Source organism: Clavibacter michiganensis subsp. tessellarius (assembly GCF_021922985.1).
Lineage (GTDB): Bacteria > Actinomycetota > Actinomycetes > Actinomycetales > Microbacteriaceae > Clavibacter > Clavibacter tessellarius.
The window spans coordinates 1,684,926-1,699,793 of record NZ_CP040788.1 but is presented as its reverse complement, the minus strand read 5'-3'; the positions used below and the strand labels follow the sequence as shown (position 1 = coordinate 1,699,793).

14 protein-coding genes are annotated in these 14,868 nt (G+C 74.5%); 9 read left to right on the top strand and 5 right to left on the bottom strand.

Features of this window, described 5'->3' with window-relative positions; genetic code table 11:
- Positions 1–120: 120 nt before the first annotated feature.
- From FGG90_RS07770 to FGG90_RS07760, 3 genes are all read left to right on the top strand, one after another.
- Positions 121–402, top strand: a complete 282-nt coding sequence (locus FGG90_RS07770; protein WP_165771386.1) for a lactococcin 972 family bacteriocin — start codon at positions 121–123, stop codon at positions 400–402.
- 90 nt (positions 403–492) lie between these two features.
- Complete coding sequence (locus FGG90_RS07765; RefSeq protein WP_094128404.1) at positions 493–2,769, top strand: bacteriocin-associated integral membrane family protein; 2,277 nt, start codon at positions 493–495, stop codon at positions 2,767–2,769.
- The gene (locus FGG90_RS07760) at positions 2,769–3,482 is read left to right on the top strand and encodes an ATP-binding cassette domain-containing protein (RefSeq protein WP_094128407.1); all 714 of its coding nucleotides are present in this window, start codon (positions 2,769–2,771) and stop codon (positions 3,480–3,482) included. The genes FGG90_RS07765 and FGG90_RS07760 overlap by 1 nt, the downstream gene beginning before the upstream one ends.
- On the opposite strand, the gene FGG90_RS07755 is transcribed toward FGG90_RS07760, so the two are convergent.
- Both FGG90_RS07755 and FGG90_RS07750 read right to left on the bottom strand, forming a co-directional pair.
- Positions 3,479–3,649, bottom strand: coding sequence for a hypothetical protein (locus tag FGG90_RS07755; RefSeq protein WP_165771387.1), 171 nt, complete (start codon positions 3,647–3,649; stop codon positions 3,479–3,481). The two genes, FGG90_RS07760 and FGG90_RS07755, sit on opposite strands and share 4 nt — an antisense overlap.
- Before the next feature lie 170 nt (positions 3,650–3,819).
- Positions 3,820–5,070 carry an MFS transporter gene (locus tag FGG90_RS07750; RefSeq protein WP_237583249.1) on the bottom strand — a complete coding sequence of 417 codons (1,251 nt, stop codon included), beginning with the start codon at positions 5,068–5,070 and terminating at the stop codon, positions 3,820–3,822.
- A gap of 148 nt (positions 5,071–5,218) precedes the next feature.
- Between FGG90_RS07750 and FGG90_RS07745 the strand changes: the two genes are divergently transcribed.
- The gene (locus FGG90_RS07745; protein WP_094128410.1) at positions 5,219–7,036 is read left to right on the top strand and encodes an ABC-F family ATP-binding cassette domain-containing protein; all 1,818 of its coding nucleotides are present in this window, start codon (positions 5,219–5,221) and stop codon (positions 7,034–7,036) included.
- A 12-nt stretch (positions 7,037–7,048) separates the two neighbouring features.
- Here FGG90_RS07745 and FGG90_RS07740 read toward each other — a convergent pair whose 3' ends face one another.
- Entirely contained in the window at positions 7,049–7,867 is an 819-nt protein-coding gene (locus FGG90_RS07740) for a hypothetical protein (RefSeq protein WP_094128413.1), read from the bottom strand.
- A 60-nt stretch (positions 7,868–7,927) separates the two neighbouring features.
- Positions 7,928–8,833, bottom strand: a complete 906-nt coding sequence (locus tag FGG90_RS07735; RefSeq protein WP_094128416.1) for a hypothetical protein — start codon at positions 8,831–8,833, stop codon at positions 7,928–7,930.
- A gap of 406 nt (positions 8,834–9,239) precedes the next feature.
- On the opposite strand from FGG90_RS07735, the gene FGG90_RS07730 reads away from it, so the two are divergent.
- From FGG90_RS07730 to FGG90_RS07720, 3 genes are read left to right on the top strand one after another with little or no spacing between them, the layout of a single operon-like run.
- Positions 9,240–10,187, top strand: a complete 948-nt coding sequence (locus tag FGG90_RS07730) for a MetQ/NlpA family ABC transporter substrate-binding protein (protein ID WP_094128419.1) — start codon at positions 9,240–9,242, stop codon at positions 10,185–10,187.
- Positions 10,184–11,221, top strand: a complete 1,038-nt coding sequence (locus tag FGG90_RS07725; protein WP_094128422.1) for a methionine ABC transporter ATP-binding protein — start codon at positions 10,184–10,186, stop codon at positions 11,219–11,221. The genes FGG90_RS07730 and FGG90_RS07725 overlap by 4 nt, the downstream gene beginning before the upstream one ends.
- A gap of 1 nt (position 11,222) precedes the next feature.
- Entirely contained in the window at positions 11,223–11,882 is a 660-nt protein-coding gene (locus tag FGG90_RS07720) for a methionine ABC transporter permease (RefSeq protein WP_094128425.1), read from the top strand.
- A 57-nt stretch (positions 11,883–11,939) separates the two neighbouring features.
- Here the strand turns inward: FGG90_RS07720 and FGG90_RS07715 are convergent, their stop codons facing one another.
- Complete coding sequence (locus FGG90_RS07715; protein WP_094128428.1) at positions 11,940–12,836, bottom strand: LysR family transcriptional regulator ArgP; 897 nt, start codon at positions 12,834–12,836, stop codon at positions 11,940–11,942.
- 69 nt (positions 12,837–12,905) lie between these two features.
- Here FGG90_RS07715 and FGG90_RS07710 point away from each other — a divergent pair, with 69 nt between their 5' ends.
- Positions 12,906–13,766, top strand: a complete 861-nt coding sequence (locus FGG90_RS07710) for a LysE/ArgO family amino acid transporter (protein WP_094131453.1) — start codon at positions 12,906–12,908, stop codon at positions 13,764–13,766.
- An 88-nt stretch (positions 13,767–13,854) separates the two neighbouring features.
- Entirely contained in the window at positions 13,855–14,862 is a 1,008-nt protein-coding gene (locus FGG90_RS07705; RefSeq protein WP_094128431.1) for an LLM class flavin-dependent oxidoreductase, read from the top strand.
- Positions 14,863–14,868 lie beyond the last annotated feature (6 nt).

The window sequence follows — 14,868 nt, the reverse complement described above, 5'->3', positions numbered from 1 at the left end:
GTGGACAGTCGCGCGCGGAGCGGAGCGCGTGTCCTAGGTTCCGGTCATCGGCGCTCGCCGCCCCCGGACAAAGGACACCCCGTGCATAGACGCGCTCTTCTCGCGACCGCTTTGATCTCCGTGGGGATCATCGGAGCATCCGCGGCTCCGGCCCTCGCGGAGAACAGCTACAAGCCCGTGAACTGCCAGTGCTACTGGGACTACAGCACGCACGTCCATTCCGTGTTCGACAAGAGCGTGTACTCCAATTATCGGACCGCGCTCCACCTGCACTCGGCCACCGTCCGATGCCCGGATGACAGCAACGCCGACAAGGAGTACGCGGAGGCGGGCAGCTGGGCCGACGCCCAGGTCCATTGCTCTCCCTTCCAGCACGGATACGCGTACTGGGACAACTACTGATCGTGATCAGCCCCCGCGAATCGAACGGCCGGACGCGCTCGCTCCGCAGGGGAGACGCGCGGTGCTGAACTCGACCTCGCCGACGAGCCGATGATCTCGAGGCTCCTCGTCCTCCTCTGCGTGGTGCTCACCTTCGTCGTCGCGGGAGCCGCCGCCGTCGACGCCGACATGCGGGACCGCGCGGCACGCGACGCGGTCGCCGCGGGGTGGGGCTCGCCGTTCGTCGTCCCGGTCCTGCCCGAGACGACGGATCCGGACATCGTCGCGGACGCCTTCGCCACCGCTTCCCAGGAGACCGGCGTCTCGGTCGTCCGCCGGGCGGAGGGCGTCGAGGGCGCGCAGGAGAGGACGACGCTCTACGTCCTCCTCACTGACGGATCGCAGCTGCCGGGCGCCTTCCCGCTGTCGACGGGGCGGTTCCTCACGCCGGAGGAGTCCCGGGGCAGCACCGGCTCCGTCGCCACGGCGGCGGTCGGCGACCCCTCGGCCGTCGGCACCATCGCGGACCTCGGCGAGGACGACCGGTTCCTCATCCGGCCCCTGCGCACCGCGTTCGACACCCTGCTGCCCGACGGCGCGTACCGCATGGAGTGCCGGTCCCAGGAGGACTGCCGCGCATTCCTGGAGCGAGTCGCCGCGCTCGTCGACGAGCGCGCTCCCGAGGCGGACCTCACGGCCGACCTCCTGGCGACGCCGCACAGCGGCGGAGGATCGAGCACGGGCGGGGTCGAGCCGGTGACCGCCGTCGTCGTCATCCTGTTCCTGTTCGTCGTCATCCTCATCCTCTACCGCCAGCTCGCGCAGGCACGGCGCACGGGCGTGCTCCGGCTGCACGGCCGCGGCACGTTCGAGGTGTGGTTCCTCACCACGGGCCGGCTCCTGCTCCTCACCGTGGGGACCACCGGAGCGCTCGCGGTGGCGGCCACTCCGCTCGTGCCCGGGAGCACCGTCGCGCTGGCGGTCATCGTGGGCGGCGCGATCGCCCGGCTCCTCGGCGCGCTCCTCGTCGCCTCGTCCCTCACCTGCGTCACGATCCGACGGCTGCGCATCGCGGATGCCCTGAAGGACCGGAAGGACACGCGAGCGCTCTTCTGGACCAGCACGACGCTGAAGGCCGCCGCGACCGTCGCGCTCGTGATCACGGGCGCGACCACGGCATCGCAGGTCCAGGTCATCCGGCACCAGCAGGAGCTGGTCGGCAGCTGGAGCCGGGCCTCGGGCTATGCGGTGTTCCATCCGCAGGCGATCGGCGACGACGGCGAGGTCGGGGGCGGGTCGGACCTGGGCCGCCTCGCGAACGAGGCGTACGACCTCTACGACGAGCTCGATGCGCGTGGCGCGCTGTACGTCGACGCGTCGGGGCTGCGGATCCCTGATCTCCCGAGTCCGGATGGCGGGTCGCGCGGCGGATCGACGCATCTCGCCTCCCTCGTCGTCAACCCCGCCTACCTGACGGCGTTCCCGATCCTCGACGAGGGCGGGGAGCCCGTGGTCGTCGACGAGGGGGACGCGGACTGGACCGTGCTCGTCCCGGCGACGATGCACGGACGGGAGGACGATCTGCGGCGCACCTTCCAGGATGCGCGGCGCGGCATGGGGCAGGCGGACCGATCCCTCTTCCATCGCGACGGGGGGCTCGACACGTCGAGGCAGCAGGTGCGGATCATCTGGACCCGACCCGGCCAGCGCCTCTTCGCCTTCGACCCGTCGGTGGGGGCGGATGACGGCGGGAACGTGACGGACCCCGTCGTGCAGGTCATGACCCGGGCGGGCAGCGTCGGGTTCGACCGCGCGAACATGATGAGCGGCGGGATCGGCGATGCCCTCAAGGTCCGTCTCGACGGCGGCTCGACAGAGGCCACGCTGGCCGAGCTCGCCCCGACGCTCCGGCGGCTCCACCTGGATGACAACCTCACCCACCTGACCACCCTCGACGACCACCAGGCGGCGGAGGTGCAGCGCCTCGACGACGAGCTGCGGCTCCTCGCCCTCGTGGGTGCGCTCCTGCTCGTGGGCGTCCTCGTGCTGACCCTGCAGAGCGTCGGCCTGATGTTCGAGCGGTTCTCCCGCCGGATCGTGATCCGCAAGATGTTCGGCCACGGGCTCGTGCGGCGCTACGCGGAGTCCCTCGGCGTGCTCGGCGCGGTCTGGGCGGTCCAAGTCGGCGCCGCGCTCGCCGCGCACGCCGCGGGCTACGCGGGCCTCGGCACCGCGACGGCGGCGGACGGGAGCAGCGCGGATTCGGGAGTGGGCGGGGTCCTGATCGCCACGGCGGCCGTGCTCGCCATCGAGCTGGTCGTCTCCGCGGCCTGGGCGGTGCGCCTCGAGCGACGGCGCACCGTCGACATCCTCAAGGGAGCCTTCTGATGCACGAGACCGGATCCACGCACGTCACCTCCGCGGCTCCCGGGACCGCGGTCTGCGAGCTCACCGACGTCACCCGCTCGTTCCGCGGACGGGAGGTGGTGCGCGGGCTCTCGCTGCGCGTCGAGGCGGGCGAGATGGTGGCCCTGACCGGTCGGAGCGGGTGCGGGAAGTCCACGGTGCTGAACATGATCGGCCTCCTCGACCGCCCGACCTCCGGGGACCTGCGGCTCTTCGACCGGTCCGCCCCACGTCCCGGATCCCGGGGCGCGCGTCGTCTGCTCGCGGAACGGATCGGGTACCTCTTCCAGAGCTTCGCGCTCCTGGACGAGGAGACCGCGGAGGGCAACCTCCGCGTCGCCCAGGCGTGGACGGGAGGCACCCGCCGATCACGTGCCGAGATGCGGGAGGAGGCGCTGGCGTCGGTCGGGCTGGCCGATCACGCCCGCGATCGCGTCTACGAGCTGTCCGGCGGCGAGCAGCAGCGCCTGGCCCTGGCGCGGCTGGCGCTCCGGCCGCGGGCGCTCGTGCTGGCCGACGAGCCGACCGGTTCGCTGGATCCGGCGAACCGCGCGCGCGTGCTCGACCTCCTCGACGGCATGCGGCGCCGGGGGACCGCCGTCGTGATCGTCACCCACGATCCCGAGGTGGCCGCGGCCTGCAGCCGGGTGGTGTCGCTCGAGCGAGGTCACCGCGCCACCACAGGCGGCGCCTAGGCCTTGGGCGTCTTCGCCGCGTTGTAGCGGCGGCGGAGGGCGCCGAGCACGATGGTGCCGATGACCAGGATGATGCCGATGATCCCGAGCCAGACGAGGCCCTTGATGGCGAAGCCGACGACCGTGAGGATCAGCCAGAGGACGAGCAGGACGACGATGAATGCCACGGGGGTCTTCCTTCGGTTCGGGCGCGGCCGGACGGGATGCCGGCCGGGGGACGGGCGGCGCAGGAGGTGCAGCGGGCCGCGCGGCGCCCCGATGGTACCCCGGAGCGTCCCGCTCGCGGCACCGGCTCGAGGGGGGCGCATGTCGGCCCCGGCCTCCGGACGCGGCGTGATCAGGAGACGGCGGCGGCGTCCAGCGCGTCGGCGATCCGCTCGGCCCGGCGCGTGCGGCGGCCGGTGAGCTGCAGGACGAGCGCCACCAGGGCGCTCGCCGCGACGAACGCGCCGTAGACGCTGAGGACGATCGGCAGTCCGTCCGCCTGCACGAACACCCCGGCGACCACGCTCGGGACGCCGAACGCGAGGTAGCTCGCGACGTAGACGGAGGAGAGCAGGCTCGCGCGCTGGTCGACGGGCGCCTCCGCGAGCACGAGCCGGAGGCCCGCCTGGAAGCCGGCGCCGAAGCCGACGCCGCCGACCACCGCGGCGACCGCGAAGAGGGGGAGCGACGCGGTCCAGATGGCGGCGACGAGGCCGACCGGGCCGAGCACCAGGGCGACTACGCCGACGACGAGGCTGCGGCGGGCGTCGCGGGTGCGGATCACGACGCCGGTGATCGCGCCGGTGCCGGTGAAGAGCGCGATGGCCGCGCCCGTGAGCGCCGCGCTGTGCAGGCCGAAGGTCTCGCCGAGCACGGATCCGATGAAGGCCAGGAACATGCCGCCGAGCGCCCAGCTCGCGATCATGCCGCCGACGACCGCGGTGAACACGGCGCGGGCGTCGCGCGGCACGGCGACGGACGGGATCAGCGACCGGAGCGCCCCGGCCCGGCGGGGCTGCCGCTCGGGCACGAACGCGACGGCGATCCCGGCGGCGACCATGAGCGCCGCCAGCACGACGAACACGGTCTCCTCGGGCGCGGGGCCGTAGGCCACGAGGAAGCCGCTGCCGAGCGCGCCGACCGTGAGCGCCGCCGGCGGGACGACGCCGTTGAGGAACGCCGCGAGGCCGGAGCGGCGGCGCGGCTGGTGGTCGATCATGCCGGCGCCGAGCGCGCCCGTGGCCAGGCCGATCGCGAGGCCCTGCAGGATGCGGGCGACGACGAGCGCGAGCCCGTCGTGCGCGAAGGCGAACACGAGCATCGCGACCGTGGAGACGACGAGGGCGCCGAGGATCACGGGCCGCCGGCCGATGTGGTCGGAGAGCCGGCCGGCCGTGAGCAGCGTCGCGAGGAGGCCGGCGACGTACACGGCGAACACGGCCGTGAGCACGACGGGCGGCAGCGCCCACTCCGCCTGGTACACGGGGTAGAGGGGCGAGGGCGCGGCGCCCGAGGCGACGAGGACGAGCAGCGTGAGCGCGTAGACGAGGAGGCCGGCGGCCGACTCGCGGCGGGCGGGGACGGCTCGGGTGTCGGTGGTCATGCGCGCTCCTCGCGGTCGGCGGATCCCGGGGACGAGCCGCCGGGCGGGCCGCTCCCCGTCGAGCGCGCGGCCCTCGCGGGCCACGAGGGGAGCCAACGGCGGACCGCTCGCGGGAATTCCCCGGGCGAGGGTCACCTAGGCTCGTGCGGTGGCCCATCTGCTGGGAGCCGAAGCGCTCCACCTCGAGTTCCCGACGCGCGTGATCTTCGACGACGTGACCATCGGGGTGAACGAGGGCGATCGCATCGGCATCGTCGGACGCAACGGCGACGGCAAGTCGACCCTCCTCTCCCTCCTCGCCGGGCGCCTCGAGCCCGACCGCGGCCGCGTCACCCGCCGCCGCGGCGTCACGGTCGGCGTGCTCGACCAGAGCGACACCCTGCCCGACGGCCAGACCGTCGGCGAAACGATCGTGGGCGGCATCGACGAGCACGAGTGGGCGGGCAACCCGCTCGTCCGCGACGTGATCGACGGCCTCGCCTCCGACGTGCCGTGGGACGCCGACGTCGCCCAGCTCTCGGGCGGCCAGCGCCGCCGCGTCGCGCTCGCGAAGCTCCTCATCGGCGACCACGACCTCCTCTTCCTCGACGAGCCCACCAACCACCTCGACGTGGAGGGCATCGCCTGGCTCGCCGGCCACCTCCGCCGCCGCTGGGCGCCGAGCTCGGGCGGCCTCATCGTCGTGACCCACGACCGGTGGTTCCTCGACGAGGTCGCGAACGCCACGTGGGAGGTCCACGACCGCCTCATCGAGCCGTTCGAGGGCGGCTACGCGGCGTACATCCTGCAGCGCGTCGAGCGCGACCGGAGCGCCGCCGTCTCCGAGGCCAAGCGCCAGAACCTCATGAAGAAGGAGCTCGCGTGGCTGCGCCGCGGGGCGCCCGCGCGCACGGCCAAGCCGAAGTTCCGGATCGAGGCGGCCAACGCCCTCATCGCCGACGAGCCGCCCGCGCGCGACACCGTCTCGCTCGCGTCGATGGCGATGCAGCGGCTCGGCAAGGACGTCGTCGACCTCCTCGACGTGTCCGTCAGCTACGGCGACAAGCAGATCCTGAAGGACGTCGAGTGGCGCATCGCGCCCGGCGAGCGCACGGGCATCCTCGGCGTGAACGGCGCCGGCAAGTCGACGCTCCTGTCGCTCGTCGCCGGCACGCTCCAGCCCACGACCGGCAGGGTGAAGCGCGGCAAGACCATCAAGGTCGCCGTGCTCACGCAGCAGCTCGACGAGCTGAAGGACGTGCTGGAGGACCGCGTGTCCACCGTCATCGGCCGCCAGCGCACCACGTACGTCGCGGGCGGCAAGGAGATGACGCCCGGCCAGCTGCTCGAGCGCCTCGGCTTCACGAGCGCGCAGCTGTCCACGCCCGTGAAGGACCTGTCGGGCGGCCAGAAGCGCCGCCTCCAGCTCCTCCTCATCGTGCTCGACGAGCCGAACGTGCTCATCCTCGACGAGCCCACCAACGACCTCGACACCGACATGCTCGCGGCCATGGAGGACCTGCTCGACTCGTTCCCGGGCACGCTCCTCGTCGTGAGCCACGACCGGTACCTGCTCGAGCGCGTCACCGACCAGCAGTACGCGGTCATGGGCGGCAACCTCCGCCACCTCCCCGGCGGCGTGGAGCAGTACCTGAAGCTGCGGTCGCAGCCCGGGAACGCCGAGCGCTCGACGGTCGCGCGCCCCGACGAGGTCGGCGGGCAGGCCACGGCCACGCTCGGCGGATCCGGCGGCTCGCAGCTGCAGGGCGCGGAGCTGCGGAACGCGCAGAAGGAGCTCGCGAGCATCACGCGCAAGCTCGAGAAGGCCGACCTGCGCCGCCGCCAGGCGCTCGACGCCATGGCCGAGCACGATCCGGACGACTACGACGGCCTCGGGAAGCTCAACGAGGGCGTGCGCGCCATCGAGGCCGACGTCGAGGCGCTCGAGTCGCGCTGGATGGAGCTCAGCGAGCTGCTCGAGGGCTGATCGCGCGGGCGGTCAGTAGGCCAGCGGCACGTCGGGCGAGCTCAGGGTGAGCTTGCCGTCGGGCGCCCAGACGGCGGTGAGGCCGCCGCCGCGCATCCGCACGCCGCCGTCGAACTGGCGCACCGGCATGTCCGCGATCCAGGTGACCTCGAGGCCCGAGACCGCGAGCTGCGCGGGCGGGGCGCACGCGGCGACGCCGGAGCCCGGCGTGCCGTCCGCGTCGGGACGGGATCCGCTCCACGGGTACACGAGCAGGCACGCGTCGCCGGAGATCGTGCGCGCCACGTAGAGGCCGACGCTCGTCTGCACGCCGCGGATGGTGGTGAGGTCGACGTCGCCGCCGGGGGACCGGAGCGGCCGGTCGGCCTGCTCCTGCGGGGCGGCGAGGATCCCGTCGACCGCGACGCCGCCCGAGGTGCGGGTGATGTCGGTGCCGAGGAGCGAGCGCATGCGCGCCGGGTCCGGGGCGTCCTCCGCGTCGGCGGTCGCGTCCGAGGACGGGGTCGCGGTGGCGTCGGCGGACGGCGCCGGGGATCCGCCCACGGCCGCGGCGACGCCCGCACCCGCGAGCAGCCCGACTACCAGCGCGGCGCCGGCCCACGCGAGCGCGCGGCGGGATCGGGCGGGCGGAGCCGCCGGGTCGGCCGCGTCGTCCGCCGCGTCGGCGTGGTCGTCGGGCTGCGACGCGCGCTCGCGGCGCGTGAGCTCGGCGGCGGCGCGGATCCACCGCTCGTCGGCCGCGTCGGCGCCCTGCGCGTAGACGGCCCGGCGGAGCTCGTCGGTCGTCAGCGAGCGGAGCCCGTCGTCGTGGCCGGACGTGCGTGGGTGCATGCGCGATCCCCTTCCCGCGCCGACCCTCCCACATCGCCCGAGGCGGCCGCGCGAGTCCGCTCAGTACGCGAGGATGCGGTCCGGCGTCGTCAGGGTGATGAGGTCGTCGCCCGACCAGGTCGCCTCCACGTCGCCCGTGATCATGCCCGTCGAGCCGTCCCGGTTGCGCGACGGGAACTCCGTGGTCCACGCGACGCGCAGGCCGTCGGACGCGACGCGGTCGGGCGACGCGCACGTGACGACGCCCGCGCCGCCGCTCGGGAAGACGATGAGGCAGAGGTCGCCCGTGGTCGACAGCCCCGCGTAGAGCCCGACGCTCGTCTGCACCGCGCGGATGGAGGTGGCGTCGACGTCGGCGCGCACGGCCTTCGGCGGACGGTCCGCGTCCTCCTGCGGGCCGTCGAAGACCGCGCCGACCGGGCGGCTGCGCTGGTCGGAGGTGGAGTCGGGGCCGAGGAGGGCGGGCGCGCCGGGGCTCGCGGCGGCGGATCCGGTGCCGGCGGATCCGGTGGCGGACGGGGGCGCGTCGGCCCCGGGGACGGGAGCCGCGCCGGCGGCCGCGTCCGGGGCCGGGTCGGAGGATCCGCCGCCCATGGCCCGGCCGACGGCCCCGCCCGCGAGGAGCCCGACCGCGAGCACGGCGGCGGCCGCCCCGGCGAGGGCGCGGCGGGACGCGCGGCGCGGGGCGGGCGCGGCGGGGCCGGCGGGGGAGTCGGGGTCGGACCCGGACCCGTCGCCGTCCGCGCGAGAGCCGGCGTCGCCGTAGCCGTCGGAGGCGTCGGAGGCGTCCGCGGCGTCCGCGTCCTCGTCCCCGGACCCCGCGGGCCGGGACGCGCGCTCGCGGCGGGCCAGCTCGGCGGCCGCGCGGATCCACCGCTCGTCGCGCTCGTCGGCCCCCTGCGCGTACACGCGGCGCCGCAGCTCCTCGAGGGGGAGCGCGGTGACGGCGTCGTCGTCGTCGTGCATGGGCACCTCCGTGGCCGACCCTGCCACATCGGGCGGGCCCCCGCGGTGTCCCCGTGTTACGGCTCGGTTCGACAGGCCGCGGCGGCGCGGCCTACCGTCGAGGTGCTGCAGGGACGCGGCCACAGGCCACGGGCGGCGTCCCCGCTCCCGCGAGGCGCGCGTCCGCCGCGCTCCGCCACGGCGTCGTCGAGGCCCGCGTCCGCGCGGGTCCCGCTCCCGCACGCCCTCGACCGGCCGCGTCCGCGTCCGCGCGTCCGCATGCCCGCCGCTCACCCGGCACCACCCGCACCCCGGCACGACCCGCACGACAGGCACCCCAGCAGCACCGACACCGACCACCACCCGCACCACCGCCGGACAGCACCGGCACCGCAGCCCCGCACCGCGCACCATCGAGAGGACCCCCATGACCACCCCGGCATCGCCCACCCCGGCCCCCCTGATCGACGCCCCGAAGCGGCGCAACCGGCTCGTCATCGCGATCGTGGGCATCGTCGTGGTCCTGGCGGTCGTCGGCGCCGTCCTCTTCGCGACCGGCGCCTTCTCGGGCGGCGGCAAGGCCGTCCGCATCGGCGTCGTCGGCGCGAGCGACCCGCAGTGGCCCGTCTTCGTCGAGGCGGCGAAGGAGCAGGGCATCGACGTGGAGATCGTGAACTTCTCCGAGTACCCGCAGCTGAACCCCGCGCTGTCCGAGGGCGAGATCGACCTCAACCAGTTCCAGCACCTCGTCTACCTCGCGCAGTACAACGAGGGCGCGGGCGACGACCTCACGCCCGTCGGCGCCACCGCGATCTACCCGCTCGGGCTCTACTCGCAGAAGCACGGCTCGGTCGACGAGATCCCCCGGGGCGGCACCGTCATCCTGCCGAACGACGAGTCGAACCTCGCCCGCGGCCTCCTCCTGCTCCAGCGCGAGGGCCTGCTCACGCTGAAGGGCGGCGGATCCAGCGTCTCCACCCTCGACGACGTCGACCAGGCCGCGTCGAAGGTCACCGTCACGACGGTGGACGCCGCGCTCACCGCGACCTCGCTGCCGGACGCCGACGCCGTCATCATCAACAACGACTTCATCACCGACGCCGGCCTCACCGCCGACAGCGCCCTCGCGCAGGACGACCCCAGCGACCCCAAGGCCCTCGCCTACGTCAACGTCTTCGCCAGCCGCGCCGACGACGCCACGAACGAGACCTACGCGAAGCTGGCGCGGATCTTCGAGGACACCCCCGCGGTCATCGACGCGCTGGTCGAGAACTCGGGCGGCACGGCCGTGCCGCTGAAGACGCCGCAGGCCGAGCTGCAGGACCTCCTCACCACCACCGAGAAGGCCGTCGCCGATCAGAAGGCGGTTCGATGACGGACGCCCCGCACGTCTCCCTGCGGGGCGTCGGCAAGACCTACCCGCCGCGCGCGAAGGGCGAGCCGGGCCTCGCCGCCCTCGCGGACGTCGACCTCGACATCCGCCGCGGCGAGGTGTTCGGCATCATCGGCTACTCCGGCGCGGGCAAGAGCACGCTGGTGCGGCTGGTGAACGCGCTCGAGCGGCCGACGTCCGGCACGGTCGCGGTCGACGGTCGCGAGATCCAGGACCTGCCCGAGCGCGAGCTGCGGAAGCTGCGCCTCGGCATCGGCATGGTCTTCCAGCAGTTCAACCTCTTCACGTCGAAGACGGTGTGGGGCAACGTGGCGTACCCGCTGCAGGTCGCGGGCATGCCGCGCGACGCGCAGCAGCGGCGGATCAGCGACCTCCTGCACTTCGTCGGCCTCGCCGACAAGGCGCACGCGCGGACCGACGAGCTCTCCGGCGGCCAGAAGCAGCGCGTGGGCATCGCCCGCGCGCTCGCGACGAGCCCCGCGATCCTGCTCGCCGACGAGGCCACGAGCGCCCTGGACCCGGAGACCACGGGCGAGGTGCTCGCGCTGCTCCGCCGGGTGAACGAGGAGCTCGGCGTCACCATCGTGGTGATCACGCACGAGATGGAGGTCATCAAGTCCATCGCCGACCGCGTGGCCGTCATGGACTCCGGCCGCGTCATCGAGCAGGGCGAGGTCTTCGACGTCTTCTCGCGGCCCACGAGCGACGCGGCCCGCCGCTTCGTCTCGACGGTCGTCGCGGGCGTGCCGGAGGCCGACGAGGTCGCCCGGCTCCGCGAGCGGCACCCCGGCCGGCTCGTCACGCTGTCCTTCGCCGACGGCGGCGCCACCCAGACCGAGGTGTTCCGCGCGCTCGCCGAGGCGGGCGTCGCGTTCGAGGTCGTGCACGGCGGCATCACCGACGTCCAGGGCCGCACGTTCGGCAACCTGACCCTCGCGCTCACGGGCGACGCCCCGCGCATCGACCAGGTGCTCGCCGCCGACCGCGCCGGCGTCACCGTCACGGAGGTGGTCTGAGATGGACGCGCTGACCCCGCTCCTGCCGCTCCTCGGCCGCTCCACGGTCGAGACGCTCACCATGGTGCTGCTCACGCTCCTGTTCGGCGGGCTCGGCGGCCTGATCATGGGCCTCGGGCTCTACCTCACGCGCGCCGGCAGCCTGCTCGCGAACCGGCCCGTGTTCGCGGTGCTCAACGTCGTGGTGAACACGTTCCGGCCCATCCCGTTCGTGATCTTCCTGGTCGCCGCCCAGCCCCTCGCCCGCGCCGTCACCGGCAGCGGCATCGGGCAGCCGGCGGTCATCTTCACGCTGTCGCTCGGGGCGTCCTTCGCGATCAGCCGCATCGTGGAGCAGAACCTGCTGACGGTGCAGCCGGGCGTGATCGAGGCGGCCCGCTCCGTGGGCGCGAGCCCGCTGCGGATCATCTTCACGCTGCTGCTCCCCGAGGCGCTCGGGCCGCTGATCCTCGGCTACACGTTCGTCTTCGTCGGCATCGTCGACATGACGGCGGTGGCGGGCGCGGTCGGCGGCGGCGGCCTCGGCGACTTCGCCATCGTCTACGGCTACCGGCAGTTCGAGCCGGTGGTGACCTGGGCGGCCGTGCTGATCATCATCGTGCTCGTGCAGGTGGTGCAGCTCCTCGGCAACACGCTGGCCCGGGCGGCGCTCCGGCGCTGATCCGGCGCCGCGCCCGCCGCGTGCGCCGCGACGGCACGACCCGCGGCCGCCCGCTCCCTACCGGAGCGAGGCGGCCGCGGCGCGCACGTGGCGCGTGAGGTCGGCGAGCACGGGGGAGTCGACGCTCCAGCGCTGCCAGTGCAGCGCCACGTCCACGTGCGATCCGGCGTCGAGCGGCACCAGCGCGCCCGACGCGACGAGGTCCTCGCTCTGCAGGTCCGGCAGCATGCCCCAGCCCATGCCGAGCGTGACGGCCGTGACGAACTCCGCGGACGACGGCACGTAGTGGCGCGGCTGGCCGGCGGGCGCGCGGCGGCCGCGGAGCCAGCGGTCCTGCATCGCGTCCTTGCGGTCGAACATGACGAGCGGAGCCACGGCCAGCGCGCTCGGCGTGGGCCCGTCGGGGAGGTGCGCGGCGACGTAGGCGGGGGTCGCGAGCGCGCGGTACCGCATCCGGCCGAGGCGCTCCGAGGTGCAGCCCTGCACCGCCTCGCGCACGCTCGTGACGGCGGCCATCGCGGATCCGTCGCGCAGGAGGTCGAGGGAGTGGTGCTCGTCCTCGCGCAGCACCTCGACGGCCTGGCCGGTCTCGGCCGCGAGCGCCGCGAAGGCGGGCAGCAGCCACGACGCGAGCGAGTCGCCGTTAACGACCACGGGCACGGCCGCGGTGCCGGCGCGCGGCGCGTCGGCATCGCCCACGCCGAGCAGCCCGTCGAGGTCGCGCTCGAGCAGGAGCACCTGGCGCGCGTGCCGGAGCACGGCGTCGCCCGCCTCCGTGGTGGTCGCCGGGCGGGTGCGGCGGAGGAGGACGCGGCCGGCGCTGCGCTCCAGCGCCGTGATCCGCTGGCTCACCGCGGAGGGCGTCAGCCGGAGCGCGCGGGCGGCCGCGTCGAGCGTGCCGGTGTCGATGACGGCGGCCAGTGTGCGCAGGTGCTCGGTGCGGATGTCCATCATCAGCGATGCTAACGGTGCCGCAGGAACATGAGCTGGTCTGATGCGCGGCGCGCGCCTAGCGTGGTCGTCATGCACCCCCTCGCGCATGCGCTGTCCGGCTTCGGGCTCGGCTTCTCGCTCATCGCCGCCATCGGCGCGCAGAACGCCTTCCTCCTCCGGCAGGGCACGCGGCGCGAGCACGTGGTCGTGGTGGTGCTCATCTGCGCGGTCTCCGACGTGGTCCTCATCGCGCTCGGCGTGAGCGGCATCGGCGCGGTCATCGAGGCGGCGCCCGTGGCGATCGTCGTGATCCGGATCCTCGGCGCCTGCTTCCTCGCCGGCTACGCGGCGCTCTCGCTCCTCTGCGCCGCGGCTCCGCAGGGACTCGCGGTCGCCGCCTCCGCGCCCCGGTCGCTCGGCGCGGTCGTCGCCGCCTGCCTCGCGCTCACCTGGCTGAACCCGCACGTCTACCTCGACACGGTGCTCCTCGTCGGATCCGTCGCCGCGGGCCACGGCGACGGGCGCTGGGCCTTCGGCGCGGGCGCGATGGTCGCCAGCTGCGTCTGGTTCACGCTCCTCGCGGCCGCCGCGCGCGTCTTCGCGCCCGTGCTCGCGCGGCCGGCCGCGTGGCGCGTGCTCGACACCGTGATCGCCGGGGTGATGCTCGTGCTCGCCGTGCAGATCCTGCTGCCGCTCGTGCCCGCCGGGCCGGGGGAGGCCGTGCGGATCCTGCTCGCGACCGGCGTCTGCGCGGTGCTCGCGGGGCTCGTCGCGGCGTGGTCGGTCGCGCGGCGGAAGCGGACGGCGGCGGGCGCGTCCGCCGGCGGGACGGATGCGGGCGTCGGTGCCGCCGGTCCTGCCGAAGCGCACGCCGGTGCCGCCGGAGCCGCCGCCGCGGACCCCGCTCCGGATGCCGCGGCGCCGTTCCGCACCCCCGCGCCCACCGCCTGACGACACCGCGGCCCGCCCGCGACGCGCCCGGATCCGCGCGACCCACGCGGCCAGGAACACTCGCGGCCGTCCCGCTGTTGACCCCTGCATGACCGTCCCGCTCTCCATCCTCGACCTCGCCCCCATCGCCCCCGGGGAGACGGCGCGCGACAGCTTCGCCGCCTCCGTCGCCCTCGCCCAGCAGGCCGAGCGGAGCGGGTACCGCCGCGTCTGGTACGCGGAGCACCACAACATGGCCAGCATCGCGTCGAGCGCGACGAGCGTGCTCATCGCCCACGTCGCGAGCCAGACGTCGACCATCCGGCTCGGCTCCGGCGGCGTCATGCTGCCGAACCACTCGCCGCTCGCCATCGCGGAGCAGTTCGGCACGCTCGAGACGCTGCACCCGGGCCGCATCGACCTCGGCCTGGGCCGCGCCCCGGGCAGCGACCAGGCCACGTTCCGGGCGCTCCGCCGCGACCCGGGATCGTCCGACCGCTTCCCCGAGGACGTCGTCGAGCTGCAGGGCTTCCTCTCCGGCGAGAGCCAGGTGCCCGGCGTCTCCGCGACGCCCGGCGCGGGCACGCGCGTGCCCCTCTACATCCTCGGCTCCTCGCTCTTCGGCGCGCAGCTGGCCGCCGCCCTCGGGCTGCCGTACGCCTTCGCCTCGCACTTCGCGCCCGACGCGCTCCTCGAGGCGATCCGCATCTACCGCCGCGACTTCCGCCCCTCGGAGCAGCTGCAGGAGCCGTACGCGATCGCGGGCATCAACGCCATCGCGGCCGACGACCGCGCCGACGCCGAGCGCCAGTTCGCCGCCGTCCGCCGTGCGCGCCTGATGATGCTGCTCCGCCAGAGCGGCCAGATCCCGGCCACGCAGACCTTCACCGACGACGAGCTCGACCGGCTCCTCGAGGCCCCGGTCGGCGCCCACGTCGCCAGCATGATGACCTACACGGGCATCGGCACGGGCGCCGAGGTCTCCGACTACGCGAACCGGTTCGCGGAGCAGGCGGGCGTCGACGAGGTCATCGTCGGGCACGCGTCGCAGCGCACGCCCGAGCGGCTCCGCTCGGTCGAGCTGCTCGCGGACGCGCACGCCCTCGTCGCCGCGTAGCCGGCC

Coding starts and splice junctions, on each gene's coding strand:
- FGG90_RS07765 (WP_094128404.1), top strand. CDS start 493: ATGATCTCGAGGCTCCTCGTCCTCCTCTGCGTGGTGCTCACCTTCGTC.
- FGG90_RS07760 (WP_094128407.1), top strand. CDS start 2,769: ATGCACGAGACCGGATCCACGCACGTCACCTCCGCGGCTCCCGGGACC.
- FGG90_RS07750 (WP_237583249.1), bottom strand. CDS start 5,070: ATGACCACCGACACCCGAGCCGTCCCCGCCCGCCGCGAGTCGGCCGCC.
- FGG90_RS07740 (WP_094128413.1), bottom strand. CDS start 7,867: ATGCACCCACGCACGTCCGGCCACGACGACGGGCTCCGCTCGCTGACG.
- FGG90_RS07735 (WP_094128416.1), bottom strand. CDS start 8,833: ATGCACGACGACGACGACGCCGTCACCGCGCTCCCCCTCGAGGAGCTG.
- FGG90_RS07730 (WP_094128419.1), top strand. CDS start 9,240: ATGACCACCCCGGCATCGCCCACCCCGGCCCCCCTGATCGACGCCCCG.
- FGG90_RS07725 (WP_094128422.1), top strand. CDS start 10,184: ATGACGGACGCCCCGCACGTCTCCCTGCGGGGCGTCGGCAAGACCTAC.
- FGG90_RS07720 (WP_094128425.1), top strand. CDS start 11,223: ATGGACGCGCTGACCCCGCTCCTGCCGCTCCTCGGCCGCTCCACGGTC.
- FGG90_RS07715 (WP_094128428.1), bottom strand. CDS start 12,836: ATGATGGACATCCGCACCGAGCACCTGCGCACACTGGCCGCCGTCATC.
- FGG90_RS07710 (WP_094131453.1), top strand. CDS start 12,906: ATGCACCCCCTCGCGCATGCGCTGTCCGGCTTCGGGCTCGGCTTCTCG.
- FGG90_RS07705 (WP_094128431.1), top strand. CDS start 13,855: ATGACCGTCCCGCTCTCCATCCTCGACCTCGCCCCCATCGCCCCCGGG.